General features: G+C 44.2%; 12 protein-coding genes. 5 read left to right on the top strand and 7 right to left on the bottom strand.

Translation table 11 applies throughout. The annotated features are described in order from the left end of the window. Positions 1–120 precede the first annotated feature (120 nt). Positions 121–1,128 (top strand): AraC family transcriptional regulator, encoded by a 1,008-nt coding sequence (locus MSG93_RS10170; RefSeq protein WP_005226611.1) that lies wholly within the window; start codon positions 121–123, stop codon positions 1,126–1,128. A 66-nt stretch (positions 1,129–1,194) separates the two neighbouring features. On the opposite strand, the gene truA is transcribed toward MSG93_RS10170, so the two are convergent. From truA to asd, 5 genes are all read right to left on the bottom strand, one after another. Beyond that, entirely contained in the window at positions 1,195–1,992 is a 798-nt protein-coding gene (gene truA, locus MSG93_RS10165) for a tRNA pseudouridine(38-40) synthase TruA (protein WP_324621626.1), read from the bottom strand. A gap of 15 nt (positions 1,993–2,007) precedes the next feature. Continuing rightward, positions 2,008–2,976 carry an asparaginase domain-containing protein gene (locus tag MSG93_RS10160; RefSeq protein ID WP_324621625.1) on the bottom strand — a complete coding sequence of 323 codons (969 nt, stop codon included), beginning with the start codon at positions 2,974–2,976 and terminating at the stop codon, positions 2,008–2,010. Between the two features lie 44 nt (positions 2,977–3,020). After that, positions 3,021–4,262, bottom strand: a complete 1,242-nt coding sequence (locus MSG93_RS10155; protein WP_324621624.1) for a FimV domain-containing protein — start codon at positions 4,260–4,262, stop codon at positions 3,021–3,023. A 61-nt stretch (positions 4,263–4,323) separates the two neighbouring features. Next, complete coding sequence (locus MSG93_RS10150; protein ID WP_324621623.1) at positions 4,324–5,799, bottom strand: FimV domain-containing protein; 1,476 nt, start codon at positions 5,797–5,799, stop codon at positions 4,324–4,326. A 141-nt stretch (positions 5,800–5,940) separates the two neighbouring features. Next, entirely contained in the window at positions 5,941–7,059 is a 1,119-nt protein-coding gene (gene asd / locus MSG93_RS10145) for an aspartate-semialdehyde dehydrogenase (protein ID WP_005226618.1), read from the bottom strand. 188 nt (positions 7,060–7,247) lie between these two features. Between asd and MSG93_RS10140 the strand changes: the two genes are divergently transcribed. After that, positions 7,248–8,357, top strand: coding sequence for an endonuclease/exonuclease/phosphatase family protein (locus MSG93_RS10140; protein ID WP_324621622.1), 1,110 nt, complete (start codon positions 7,248–7,250; stop codon positions 8,355–8,357). Positions 8,358–8,842: 485 nt separating this feature from the next. Here MSG93_RS10140 and MSG93_RS10135 read toward each other — a convergent pair whose 3' ends face one another. After that, positions 8,843–9,778 carry a lauroyl acyltransferase gene (locus MSG93_RS10135; RefSeq protein ID WP_032876155.1) on the bottom strand — a complete coding sequence of 312 codons (936 nt, stop codon included), beginning with the start codon at positions 9,776–9,778 and terminating at the stop codon, positions 8,843–8,845. A 203-nt stretch (positions 9,779–9,981) separates the two neighbouring features. Here MSG93_RS10135 and MSG93_RS10130 point away from each other — a divergent pair, with 203 nt between their 5' ends. After that, positions 9,982–10,524 (top strand): DUF4334 domain-containing protein, encoded by a 543-nt coding sequence (locus tag MSG93_RS10130; RefSeq protein WP_324621940.1) that lies wholly within the window; start codon positions 9,982–9,984, stop codon positions 10,522–10,524. Positions 10,525–10,656: 132 nt separating this feature from the next. Continuing rightward, positions 10,657–11,184 carry an O-acetyl-ADP-ribose deacetylase gene (locus tag MSG93_RS10125; protein WP_324621619.1) on the top strand — a complete coding sequence of 176 codons (528 nt, stop codon included), beginning with the start codon at positions 10,657–10,659 and terminating at the stop codon, positions 11,182–11,184. A 59-nt stretch (positions 11,185–11,243) separates the two neighbouring features. Here MSG93_RS10125 and MSG93_RS10120 read toward each other — a convergent pair whose 3' ends face one another. Then, positions 11,244–13,157 carry an ATP-binding cassette domain-containing protein gene (locus MSG93_RS10120; RefSeq protein WP_005226652.1) on the bottom strand — a complete coding sequence of 638 codons (1,914 nt, stop codon included), beginning with the start codon at positions 13,155–13,157 and terminating at the stop codon, positions 11,244–11,246. Between the two features lie 32 nt (positions 13,158–13,189). Between MSG93_RS10120 and MSG93_RS10115 the strand changes: the two genes are divergently transcribed. Continuing rightward, positions 13,190–13,435: a SlyX family protein gene (locus MSG93_RS10115; RefSeq protein ID WP_005280646.1), complete on the top strand. Its 246-nt coding sequence runs from the start codon at positions 13,190–13,192 to the stop codon at positions 13,433–13,435. Positions 13,436–13,439: the final 4 nt, after the last annotated feature.

The following is a 13,439-nucleotide window of genomic DNA, read 5'->3' as shown; positions in this document are numbered from 1 at the left end:
GACAATTTAGGATTTTTTTTAACAAAATAAGCAGAATATTGTTGTCAGTTTGGTCAATCAACGTTAATCTAAAATTGTTGTTCATTGTCATAATAACGTATCTACAGGGAAGGGCACTGCGTGGGTCAGCTAACAGATGCATCAGTTGTATTGCGCTTTGGTTATCAGGCAATTCGTAAAGCAGGATTACCAACCGAAGAGATTTTAACAAAAGCCGGCGTGGCGCTAAATCAGGTTGATACCAATGCGAGAACGCCCCTGAGTGCACAAAATGCCTTCTGGATTGCGGCACAGGACGTGAGTAAGGATCCGGATATCGGATTGCACCTAGGCGAGCATTTGCCTTTGTACCGTGGGCAGGTGATTGAACACCTTTTTATCAGTAGTGAAACTTTTGGTGAAGGATTAAAGCGTGCTTTGGCGTACCAGCGTCTGATTAGTGATGCCTTTGATGCCAAGCTGATTATTGAAGATGGCCGCTGCTATTTGACCAATGGCGAACAGTTCTGGCCAGATAATTTGGTCAATCGCCATTTTTCTGAATGTGCCATGTCTGGTATTTTACGTTTCTTTAAATTTATTACCGAAGGGCAGTTTGAGCCAATCTACATTGATTTTAATTTCAGTGAAGGTGCTGCTGATGATGAATATTTCAGGGTCTATGGTTGCCCGGTCAGCTTAGGACAAAAAGAAACACGTCTTTATTTTGATGCTGCCGTGCTGGACTATCCATTGTGGCAAGCTGAGCCAGAATTATTGCAATTGCATGAGCAACTGGCGATTGAAAAATTACAGGAACTGGCGCGATACGATCTGGTCGGTGAAGTGCGCCGTGCCATTGGCTCGACCTTGGAAAGTGGTGAAACGACACTGGAAACGGTTGCTGCACAATTGAATATCACGCCGCGTCGCTTAAGAACGCAATTGAGTGAAGCCAATACCAGCTTCCAGCAAATTCTTTCAGACTATCGCTGTCGTCTGGCGAAAAAACTTTTGGCGAATACCAGTGAAAGTGTGGAACGTATTGTGTATTTAACCGGTTTTTCTGAGCCAAGTACGTTCTATCGTGCGTTTAAGCGCTGGACCAATGAAACCCCTGTTGAATATCGTAAGCGTAAACAGCGTTAATTTCTTTAAAATGAAAAAAGCCTGATCAAATCGATCAGGCTTTTTTATTTATTCATGGATTTTGAATTAATCCGGTAAATTGAGCCACTGCGGGCCTAAAGGCATCTTCGGTAATTCAAACTCATCTGGATAATAGGCCTGAATAAAATAAAGACCATCGGAAGGGGCGGTAATTCCGGCAGCAGTACGGTCTTCTGCAGCAAACATGGTATCGATATGGTCGATGTCATACATGCCTTGACCGATTTCAAGCAGGCAGCCCATGATGTTGCGCACCATATGATGTAAAAAACCATCTGCCTGAATGTCGAGTACCAGATAGCGGCCATGCTCAAACAGGCGGCAATGCTTGACGTGACGTACCGGTTGATTCGACTGACAGGCTGCCGCACGGAAAGTTTCGAAATTATGCGTGCCTTCAAACTTGGATGCAGCCTTAATCATTTTCTGGACATCAAGCGTTTGATAGAGATGTGTGACTTGCTTGTACAGCAACGCCGGGCGAGTCGGGGCGTTATACACCACATAACGATAACGACGCGCCACCGCCTTAAAACGTGCATGGAAATTTTCATCCATGCATTTAATCCACTGAATCGAAATATCTTTGGGTAGTTGACTGTTGGCCCCACGAATCCAGCCTTGTTCCGGACGGATCGCGTCGGTATCAAAATGCGCCACCATATTGGTTGCATGCACACCGGCATCGGTACGGCCCGCGCCATGCAACACGATCGGTTGATTGGCAATACGACTCAGCACTTTTTCAATGGTTTCCTGTACAGTGACAACGCCAGCCTGTTGGGTTTGCCAACCACGGTATTGAGTACCGCAAAATTCAATACCTATTGCATAACGTTGCATGTTCTCACCTCAATATTAGTGTTGCTGCCAATGTTCGAACCATTGTTCGTGGGTCGGGTATTTTAAATACATTTGCAGGGCTTTTGCATATAAATCGGCATGGCTATGGCAATCATTGACCAAAACTTTGGCAGATTGAATCCATGAACTGACGGCATAACGCTGATCCAGCTGCCCGAAGGTAACCTGTGTACTAATAATCGGCAGACATTGCTGCTGATAAAGTGTTTCGAATAACCCAAGGATTTCATCATTGACGGCAATATTGCCTGTTCCGAAACCTTGTAAAACCAGAAAATTGGGTGGCGCAAGCGCAAGATTTTTTAACTGCGTGACCAGTTGTTCTTTGGCAATCGGCTGTAACATCAGATTGAGTATGTTCAGTTGCGCTGCTTTTTCGATATGGTCATTGTGGATCACAAAAGCATCGGCGGTGGTCTGACAATTTTGCTCTGCCTTGATCCCGACAAAAGCATCCAGCTCGGTGGTATGGGCTTTTAGCGTGGTTTGGGCATGGAAGATTTGTTGATGAAAGGCCAGATAAACACCGCTTGGTAGGCTCAGTACTTGCTCTAGAGCCAGGTATAAATTACCGATTGCATCGGTAAATTCACGGGTATCGTTGCCTTCAATATTCAGTAATGGATATTGACTGCCGGTAATAATGGCATGGCAAGAATGGCCTAAGAAGCGTGCCAGTGTGGCTGCCGCATAACTGAGCGTATCGGTTCCGTGAATAATCACGAAATGCTGGAAGCCGTTCAGTTGGAGTTGCTGGATTTGTTGGACCAGTTGCAGCCAGTCAGATGCTGTGCAGGCGCTGCTATCTTTAATACTGGGTGCAGCGAAGCATTCGACCTGTAAATGTGGTGGGATTACCTTGCCGAGTAGCGGTAAAAAGTCCTGTTCCGGCATTGGCATTAACGGTTCGCCAATACAGCCAAAAGTCCCACCCATATAGATTAAAGCGATTTTTTTCATCATAAAAAAAGCAGTCTTAGAGACTGCTTATATTAGACTGATCAAATTCAGGAAGCTATTTTATTCAGTAAAATTTCTGAACGTTGTTGTTGCTCTGCATTCAATGTTGACGTGTTTTTTAACAGTTCACGGGCAGATTGGTAGGCGCCCAGTTCAATATACTGTTCAGCCAGTTCCAGATTTAACTGTGCTTCATCCAGTTGTTGCAAATCCGGGAAGGATTGCATCAATGGATCATGACTTGCTGAAGCTTGAGCCGGTGCTGGCGTAAATTCAACTTTAGGCTCGACAACAGCTGCGGGTGCTACAGTGTCAAATGAAAATTCAGTCTTTTCAATCGGGGCTTTTTCTTCAACTTGCTCCTGCGACAGTTCAAAACTGAAATCAAGGCTTGGTGCTGTTTCTGTACTTTGCGGTTTAGCTTCGGACTGATTTGGAACAACTTCTAAATCCGCAAAGTTAAAGTCTAATTCAGGTTTAGTGTCTTCAACTTTGGCTTGTTCAGTCTGCGCTGGGGTGGAATCCAGATCAAAAGAAAACTCAAGCGGCTGCTGCTGTTTTGCTTCAGGTGTTTCAACAGGTGCAGGGGCGGGCTCAACCGTTTGCTTTTGTTCAAACGAAAAGTTGAAATCTAAGGGCTGTACTTCAGGCGCTGGTTCTACAGCTTTGGCTTCTTCTGCAGGCGCGTTATATTCAGATTGTAAATCATCAAAAGACTGGGCAGCTGGTGTTTGCACCAAAGCATCAAAATCAGCGCTATTGTTTTGAGCGACGGGTTCAACTGCTGTCGGTGTCTGATGAAAACTGGTCGCGTTAAATTCGATTGAATCGGGCTGTTTATTTTGTAGATATTCGCGATGTTTGATTTCAGCGGCTTGCACAATATCTTCAAGTTTCAGTGCATGCAGATGTTTGATCAGTTGATCAATTGCAAAATCATCTTTCTGTTTGAGATGAATCTCCAGTAAAAACAGATACAGCTCATGTTGAGAGTTATCTTGTTTTAAAGACTGATTGATTTGTGCCTCAGCAGCTTGAAAATTACCAATTTGAATATTTCTTTCAAGCTGTTGGCGCAGGCTTTCAGAAATTGCGGTGCTAACTTGAGGGGCAAGTTCCTGTTCTTCCCGAACGAGTGTTGTACGTGAAGCGGTTTTGGCGGCAGTTTTTTTCGGTGTTTTGGCTGTACCTTTCTTTGGTGCAGCATTGGCCTGATTACTTTCACGTTTTTTTAAAAAGATCGCGACCACCAGCACAATGACCAGTAGCACGATAATGATATTTGACATGATCTTTACCCCTTAAAGATAGCGCCGCTTTTATGCAAATTTATGAGAATCTTCTCGTTACCTAGCGTGTTGGCTTTTTAGTTTCCTGCTGCGCTTTCAACTGATCCTGTAATTCGGCAAGCCGGGCATTTAACAGCTGAATACGTTGTTCCTTTTGATGCAGTGCCAGTTCTAACTGGGTAACGTTTCTTTGTAATGTAACGGTTTTTTCTCGTGCTGTCATAACTTTTAATGACAAGTCTGCACTGGTTTTTTGTTGTAATGTGTCTTTTTTGGCACTTCCCGTACTTGAATCTTGATGACTTTCAGCAACTAAGGACATTTCTGCCTGCTGTAAGCGATATTTGGCTTTAGCCGCGGCAGGGCGCTGCGTTTGGGCTGCAATCTGATTGATATTTTTAGGCTGCTGAGTGGCAGTGGCGCTGACATTAAAATTCAAATGTGAGCCTTGTCTAAGCCGGTTTGCATTGCCGCCAATAAAGGCATGTTCATTCTGCGCCTTGATTTGATGCATCACCTGAGCAACAGGTTGTTGGGTCTGCCCCGCAATACGTTGTGCAATACTCCATAGCGATTCATTGCGTTGTACCACATGTTGTTGTGCAGTCTCCGTAGAGGGCATTGGCGTATTCTGCACAGGTGCTTTTTGCTTAACCGGTGTGGAACCTTCTTTGGCCTGATAGTGGGCCTTGGTTTTCTCTGCATCTTCAACCGACTTTAATGCCGTATTTTTGAACTCATTTTCCGGCTGAATAGTTGATGTTGCGACTGGAGAGCTTGGGGCTGTTTGAACATTGTCCTGTTTAAGAGCAGTCACTTCGGCTGCTTTCTCTAATTTCTCTGCTTTGGGCTCTATATTTGATGCTGTTTGCTGAAGTGGTGCTGCTACAGAGGGATCTGCATTGACAGGCGTGGCAACTGATATTACGGCTGCATTGTCCAGTTCAGAAGAAGATTGTTTTTTTAATGCAGGCGGTAAGGCAAAGGGTGCATTTAACAGGGTTTCCTGTTTAGCCCCGGGTTGTGCCGTACTGTCTGCAACATTGAAACGGGTACTTTCAGGCAGGTTTAAGGCTATATCTTTTTCGCTGACGATAAATTTGGGTGTCAGTGATTTTTCATTATTACTTTTTGCGCTGAGCGGTGGTGCTTTGACTGCCTGACGCATGGACTGGCGTATATGTTTTAAATGAGAAGCGCCGCCTTCCCGTATTTTGATAATAATGTTCAGTTCAGCATCGGTCATTGGGCGGGAAGAGGTGATGACAATGACACCTTCGCCCTGATTATTGCGGCGTGTAAAAAAGTTCAGATTTGAAGGCGGCTGATGTGCAGCGCCAATCATCAATAAGTCCTCTGGTGTCGCCAGACTGACATCAAATTTCGAGTTGAGATCGGCCTGATGAAAACTCATTTCCGCATACAGTAATTCACCTGGCGCAGACTGGATTTGCAATGGATCAAGTGTAATGGCATAAAGATGTTGCGAAGAAATTATGGTTAAAATGGCAATTTTTAATTTGTTATAAACAGTCATCTCGATCCATGAAAAAGTGATGTGATGGTCAGAAAAAAGTATACATTACCGTGATGTAAATGAATTGTAAATTCTTCATTTTTCATCAGCATAAAAAAGCCGATCAAATGTGATCGGCTTTTGATTTTCCGGGATTTTTGCTTAAGCGTTCTTGTATTCAACCAGGATACGAAGCATACGACGCAATGGCTCTGCAGCGCCCCAGAGTAACTGGTCACCAACCGTGAATGCACCGAGATATTCTTTACCCATATTCAGCTTGCGTAAACGGCCGACTGGCACAGTTAAAGTCCCTGTGACTGCAACTGGGGTAAGATCAGTCATGGACGCTTCACGAGTATTCGGAACCACTTTTGCCCATTGGCTCGAGTTGCGAATCATGTCTTCGATCTCGTCCAGTGCCACATCTTTTTTCAGTTTCAAGGTAATCGCTTGAGAGTGACAGCGCATCGCACCGATACGGACACAGTGCCCATCGATTGGAACAATTTGCTGGTTACCGAGGATCTTGTTGGTTTCAACCTGACCTTTCCATTCTTCTTTTGATTGACCACTTTCGAGCTGTTTGTCGATATATGGAATCAATGAACCTGCCAATGGCACGCCGAAGTTTGCTTTCGGAAAACCTTCGCCACGTTGCAAGTCAGCAATTTGACGATCAATATCCAGAATCGCAGATTTAGGATCATCCAGTAAGTCTTTGGTATTGTTATACAGATAGCCCATACCGGTGATCAGTTCACGCATGTTTTGCGCGCCTGCGCCCGATGCTGCCTGATAGGTCATTGAGGTTGCCCACTCCACCAGATTGTTCTGGAACAATGAACCCAAGCCCATTAACATCAGTGAAACCGTACAGTTACCGCCAACGAAAGTTTTAGTGCCGTTGACTAAACCATCTTTGATCACGTTCAAGTTCACTGGATCAAGAACGATGATTGCATCATCCGCCATACGTAAAGTAGAGGCTGCATCAATCCAGTAGCCATCCCAACCTTCAGCTTTGAGTTTCGGGAAAACTTCAGATGTGTAATCACCACCTTGACAGGTCAAAATGACATCCATTTGCTTCAGACTGTTAATGTCCGTTGCATCCATAAGTGCTGGGGCAGTCTTACCACCAAATGCAGGTGCTTCACCACCTGCATTACTGGTAGAGAAATAGAATGGCTCAATATGAGCAAAATCATTCTCTTCAACCATACGTTGCATCAGGACAGAACCAACCATCCCACGCCAACCGACCAGACCTACTTTCATGTCATTGTGCCTCGGTATGTAAAAAATTTTAAAGGGGTTTGAGTGTATCAAAAGCGTCCACAACTGCAAGCTTTAGCGAACTAAAACAGTCAGTTTATTGAGTGGAATATCTTGTTTATATTAGAGAGAAAATTGATAAAGCGACAGCTTTATTGTAAATCTATGCTATCCCTAAGAGAAAAATGAACATGATGTGGATTCAGATTTGCGCAGCAGTGGTGATATGGCTTTCCTTTTGGTCATTAATCCCGAGAGATGAATGGTGGATTCGGGGCGCGGATTTTCCCAGATTACAGATCTTGGCATTGGGGATCGTGACTGCCGGGGCAATGTTATTTGGTCTGTCGGACTGGACCTTGAGCACCGAGCTGTTTTTTCTTGGCTTAATGGCTGCGATTGCCTATCAGCTCAAAATGGTGCTGCCTTATACGCCGTTATGGAAAAAGCAGGTACAACAAGTCAAACAGGCGGACTTAAAGCCAGAACAACAAATTTCATTACTGGTCGCCAACGTACTGACTCCCAATCATCAATATCATCTTCTGCTGGAGCATATTGAGACATTAAAGCCTGATGTGGTGTTGACGCTTGAATCCAATGCTGCCTGGCAACAGGCACTTAGCCAGATTGAGCCAGACTATCCGTTTCGGGTCCCTGTACCGTTGGAAAATCTGTATGGCATGCATCTGTACAGTCGCTTGCCGTTAAAAGATACCGAAGTGAAGTTTATCTTAAGTGATGAAATTCCTTCGATTCATACCTGCCTGACCTTGAAGTCGGGGGTGCAGGTCAAATTATATTGTTTACATCCGAAGCCGCCGAGTCCTACTGAGGCCAAAGATTCGACTTTAAGGGATGCCGAGTTATTGCTTGTTGGTGATCAGATCAAAGATCTGGACCAGAGCTGTATTGTGATGGGTGATCTGAATGATGTGGCCTGGTCGCGAACAACGCGTTTGTTCCAGCGTATTAGCGGCTTGCTCGATCCACGGGTCGGACGCTATTTTATGAATACTTTCCATGCCAACTATCCTTTACTACGTTGGTCACTGGATCATATCTTTCATAGTACCGATTTTGGTTTAGTTAAAATGAAACGTTTATCGTATATCGGTTCAGATCATTTTCCAATTTATGTGGTGTTGCAAACAGGTCTTCGCTTTGAACAGCAACAACAATCACTGCAACAGACCGCCGAAGATGAACAGGAAGCCCAAGAGGCCATACAGGAAGGCATAGAGAAGGCCGAAGAAGAGGAAAAAGTCGTGATTGATCCATTGGCTCAACCGCATAAATAGCAATGCGATTGTGTTGAAACGATGCAATTACTTTTAATTTCAGCGCGTTGCTAAAACCTATGATTTTAAACTTTAGCTAATCAATGTACGTTATTTCGTACATGGATTTAAGTTTGTAACGAATAGCCCTACAGGTACAAAAGATTTATTCTAAATACATCAGCACAAGGACGCAGGAATGGATTTCCGATTAAGGATAAGCAGCGCTGAGATGGAACAGTCATCATGGATATGATGCATGCGATGGACGCAACCCAATAAAAATAACGTGAAAGCACAACCTCATTTGCCCGAGTTTTGCAGGATGCAAGGCTCGGGTTTTAATTTTCTAGGATGGATTATTTTGCTATTTCATCTATCTGTTTGAGTTGAGTGTTTCAATGAGGATGCTCATTCGTCACCCCAAATAAAGTGCTAATTTTATTTAAAATATGATAGGTGCTTAAAAAGAGCCGATTCATGTATATGGATCGGCTCCTTGTTGCTTAGTAGATTTTTTCGTAGCCTTCGGCTCTGGTTTTAAAACGGCGGTGGAACCACATCCATTGCGTCGGTGCGATACGTAATTGAGCTTCAATAATCTGATTGACCCGAATCGCATCACCCACTTCATCTTCGCTTGGCATATTGTCCACCATCGGTTCAATCAGTACTTTGTATTGTGGATTACGGACATCACCGTAGCGATAAAAATACAGCGGAATTGCCACCGCTTTTGAAATTTTGAGTAAACGGCGATGTGCCGTGACCGTTGCTGCGGGGACACCAAAGAAAGGGGCCATGACACCTTGTTTCAAACCGAAATCCTGATCCGGGCTATACCAGATGGCGCCACCGTCTTTAAGGCGACGGATCAAGCCGCGCATATCATCATGATCGATCTGGTGCTGATAAATGGTGGCACGGCAACGATAAATCAGCATATCCAGCATGGGATTGTTTTGCGGTCGATACACCACATCCGGCTCAAAATACTGGGCACAGATATAACCGCCGGCATCAAGCAAAGTACTGTGCGTCCCCAGTAACAGGATGCCTTTGCCTTGAGCCTTTGCTTCAGTGATATGTTCTAAACCTTCAATGCTATGACGACCCTTAAACCATTGCGGGCAGTACCAGGCATTTAGGGTTTCAAACACCCCCAGCATCATATCAACAAAAACCTGCTTGGCCTGAGCTTCGACTTCCGCAGGCGACCATTCTGGAAAACACAGTTCCAGATTTCGAAGGGTGGTTTTACGGCGCGACTTGAGTAGATGCCAGAATAAGCCTGCTAAGCCATGGGCCAAGCGCCACTGGATTGCCCACGGGAGAATGGCCAATAACATAAGGAAAAAAATGGCGATCCAGATTTTCCAATATTTGGGTAATAGAAATTCCCATTGAAATTCGCCAGGAATATAAGACTGCTTTTGACTCATAAACTTAGTAGAGTAAATAATGTTGAATTTTGGAGCAGTGTAACATGAAGTGCGCCTGAGAATATGCCCGCACGCTTTGGTTCGGCTGCTACTCGACGGAAAATGAATGAGAGTTTTTTGCTTGTTGTACTGCTGTAATACAATGAGCTCATACCTGACTTAATTAAGATTAAGCCCCATACAACAAAAAAAGGTGAAGGATGATGAATATTCAGGAAATATCACAAGGAAAGAAAGTCGATCCTCAGCAAATGATCGAGTTTTATGATCAGCTAGAGGAAATAGACTGTGCATTTATGTATGGTCGCTGGAAAGGATATGAGGTCATCACTGGGCATCCAATGAATGGTCTGTTAGCGCAGGCAAACTGGTATGGAAAATTATTGATAGATCAGGAAACGGTCTATCCCCTAGTGTTGCTGAATACCAAAAAAACAGCGTTATTTTTCATTGATCCCAAGTGGCTGCCTTTAAATCTGGATTTTAAATTTTTGAAAAAAAATGCCAAGTCTCTGGCCGGTGGCTTGAAACTTCTAAAAACCAAAGACAGTAAGGCCCGTTTAAGAATGACTGAGTTTCGAGGGAAAATATCGGCCACGATGATTTATGATGAAAAGCCGATACACGATGTGTTCCGAAAAATAGATGAAAATACCGTATTGGGCTGGATGGATCTGAAACAGCAGCCCCAGCCTTATTTCTTTATTCTGCAACGCGATGAGAACAGCTCGCTTGGTTTTGAGTGAGTTCATGTTCTATCAGAATTTACCTGTTGCGAATTGAAGCTTAGATCAAATTGTACCTACACTTTTAAATCTAAAAGATAAAGCACATGCTTTTATCGATAGGCCAATCATTATGTCGATCAGGAGATCAGGGTGAAAACGATAAACATTATCCAGGGAGATATTACTCAGATTGCCGTAGATGCGATTGTAAATGCAGCGAATACTTCATTGCTTGGCGGTGGTGGCGTGGATGGCGCAATTCACCGAAAAGGCGGCGCCGAAATTTTAGCGCAATGTCAAAAAATACGGGCAAAACAGGGTGGTTGTGCGGTTGGTGAAGCGGTTATGACCACTGCTGGAAATTTGCCTGCAAAATATGTCATTCATACCGTTGGACCCACTTGGGTCGATGGACAGCACGATGAAGTTTTATTATTGGAAAATGCGTATCGCAACAGCTTTAAGCTGGCTGAAAATTTGAAACTACAAAGTGTGGCATTTCCGAATATTTCTACAGGAATTTATCGTTTTCCTAAACAGCTGGCTGCTCAAATTGCGTTAAAAACAATTGCTGAGCAATTAAAACAGAGTCAGTTTATAACAGATGTCATTTTTGTCTGCTTTGATGATGAGAATTTTAATATTTATCAGTCATTAAAAGAGAATTTTAAGATATAACCTCCGATTTGATTTTAAATAGAGCATCTATCCCGAACAGATAGATGCTCACTGGTTATTTAATTGCCTTTGCTGAGATTTTCCAGCTCATCCCAACGTTCCAGCTTTTCTAGCAATAACTCGTCAATTTCTGCGAGACGCTGGCTGGCTTGAGTCGCTGCATTGGCATCACTGACAAACCATGAACCATCAGCCAGTTTCTCTGATAAGGTGGCTTGTTCAGTCTCCAATGCTTCAATTTCAGCAGGCAACTGTTCAAGCGCACGCTGATCTTTATAGCTGAGTTTTACTTTCTTCGGTGCAGTAGCGTTTGCAGCTGCAGCAGCCGCTTCAGCTTTGGCTTGTGCCTTTTTTACATCACTTTTCTGATCAACGACTTTCTGGTCTGGACGTTGTTCTAGATAGTCCTGATAGCCACCGATATATTCATCAATATTACCTTTGCCATCAAATACCCAGGTTGAGGTCACAACGTTATCCATAAAGGCACGGTCATGCGAGATCAGCAGCAAGGTGCCTTTGTATTCCGATAACATTTCTTCCAGCAGCTCAAGCGTCACCATATCCAGGTCATTGGTTGGCTCATCCATCACGATCAGGTTGGATGGCTTGAGTAACAATTTTGCGAGAAGAATACGGTTGCGTTCACCACCAGAAAGGGCTTTAACAGGGGTGCGGGCACGTTCTGGAGAGAACAGGAAGTCTTGTAAATAGCTATAGATATGACGGCGGTTACCATTGACATCGACAAAGTCTGAGCCTTCTGAAACGTTGGCCATCACGGTCTTTTCCAGATCGAGCGCATTACGTAACTGGTCGAAATAGGCAATTTCAAGCTGAGTACCGGTCTTGACTGAACCGCCATGCTCGATTTCACCCAGAATGGCTTTGATCAAGGTGGTTTTACCGACACCGTTGTCACCGACCAGACCGATGCGGTCGCCACGCAACACGATGGCAGAGAAATCTTTAATCAGGGCTTTGCTGTCGTAACTCACACTCAGGTTTTCAATTTCAAACACCAGTTTACCCGAGCGATTGGCTTCCTGGGTTGCCATGCTGACCTTGCCTTGTTGTGAACGACGTGCCTTAGACTGTTCACGTAAGTCTTTCAAGGCACGGACACGCCCTTCGTTACGGGTACGACGTGCTTTAATACCTTGACGAATCCAGGCCTCTTCTTCAGCTAACTTTTTATCAAATAAAGCATTCTGCTTTTCTTCTGCTTCCATTTGCTGCGCTTTAAGGTCGAGATAACGTGAGTAGTTCCCTTCGTAGCTCCGCAAAATACCACGATCCAGCTCGACAATACGGGTTGCAATACTGTCAACAAATGAACGGTCATGTGAGATAAATAGTAGGGTCAGATTATTCTGATCCAGTAAGAATTTTTCGAGCCATTCGATACTTTCGACATCGAGATGGTTAGTGGGTTCGTCCAGTAACAGAACATCGGGTTGAGTCAGTAAAGCGCGCGCCAACAGTACGCGACGTTTACGTCCGCCAGATAAATCTGCCAAGTCAGCATTCGGATCAAGTCCCATTTTACTGAGAATCGAGTTGACCTTGTTTTCTAAGGCCCAGCCATCGAGCTGATCGAGTTTGTGCTGCAGCATGCCCATACGGTCACAGGCTTCCATATCGCCCAGCACGCAGGCATCGCTGGCTTCATGATATTCTTTTAAGACATTGGCAGCTTCGCCAGCACCCTCGGCAACGATATCTGCAACTTTACCTGAGTCCATCGGGACGTCTTGGGCTAACATTGAAACAGTTAAACCGTTTTGAATGGAAACTTCGCCGTTATCCGGTAACAGGCTTCCCTCAATCAGTTTTAATAAAGTAGACTTACCTTCGCCATTACGACCAATTAAACAGACTCGTTCGCCACGTTCCAGGTTAAAGTTCGCGCCGTCGAGTAAGGCAGGTCCGCCAAATGCGAGATGGACATCCCTTAAAGTAATATAGGCCATAATGTTTCCTAAAAGTTCAGATGAGGTCTGAAATGACTAAACCACAAAATTTTGATGATCACGCGTCATTTTCCGCACCCATTGAAGATTTGCAAGTCCGAATTGCATTTTTAGATGATTTAGTTGAACAATTGAATCAACAACTGGCACTTCAGACCCAAGAAATAGCCGATCTAAAAAAACAGATGCAACTGTTATATCGTCGGGTTGAATCGTCGGATTTATCGGACGGGATTGCGCCTTTTGATCCGATGAGTGATAAACCGCCGCATTATTAAGCGA

This window comes from Acinetobacter sp. IK40, from assembly GCF_035615075.1.
Classification (GTDB): Bacteria; Pseudomonadota; Gammaproteobacteria; order Pseudomonadales; family Moraxellaceae; genus Acinetobacter; species Acinetobacter courvalinii.
Note: the sequence above shows the minus strand (reverse complement) of the source record. Positions and strands in the feature narration are given on the sequence as shown.

Coding starts and splice junctions, on each gene's coding strand:
- MSG93_RS10130 (WP_324621940.1), top strand. CDS start 9,982: ATGAATATTCAGGAAATATCACAAGGAAAGAAAGTCGATCCTCAGCAA.
- MSG93_RS10120 (WP_005226652.1), bottom strand. CDS start 13,157: ATGGCCTATATTACTTTAAGGGATGTCCATCTCGCATTTGGCGGACCT.
- MSG93_RS10135 (WP_032876155.1), bottom strand. CDS start 9,778: ATGAGTCAAAAGCAGTCTTATATTCCTGGCGAATTTCAATGGGAATTT.
- MSG93_RS10140 (WP_324621622.1), top strand. CDS start 7,248: ATGATGTGGATTCAGATTTGCGCAGCAGTGGTGATATGGCTTTCCTTT.
- MSG93_RS10150 (WP_324621623.1), bottom strand. CDS start 5,799: ATGACTGTTTATAACAAATTAAAAATTGCCATTTTAACCATAATTTCT.
- truA (WP_324621626.1), bottom strand. CDS start 1,992: ATGCAACGTTATGCAATAGGTATTGAATTTTGCGGTACTCAATACCGT.
- MSG93_RS10155 (WP_324621624.1), bottom strand. CDS start 4,262: ATGTCAAATATCATTATCGTGCTACTGGTCATTGTGCTGGTGGTCGCG.
- MSG93_RS10115 (WP_005280646.1), top strand. CDS start 13,190: ATGACTAAACCACAAAATTTTGATGATCACGCGTCATTTTCCGCACCC.
- asd (WP_005226618.1), bottom strand. CDS start 7,059: ATGAAAGTAGGTCTGGTCGGTTGGCGTGGGATGGTTGGTTCTGTCCTG.
- MSG93_RS10160 (WP_324621625.1), bottom strand. CDS start 2,976: ATGATGAAAAAAATCGCTTTAATCTATATGGGTGGGACTTTTGGCTGT.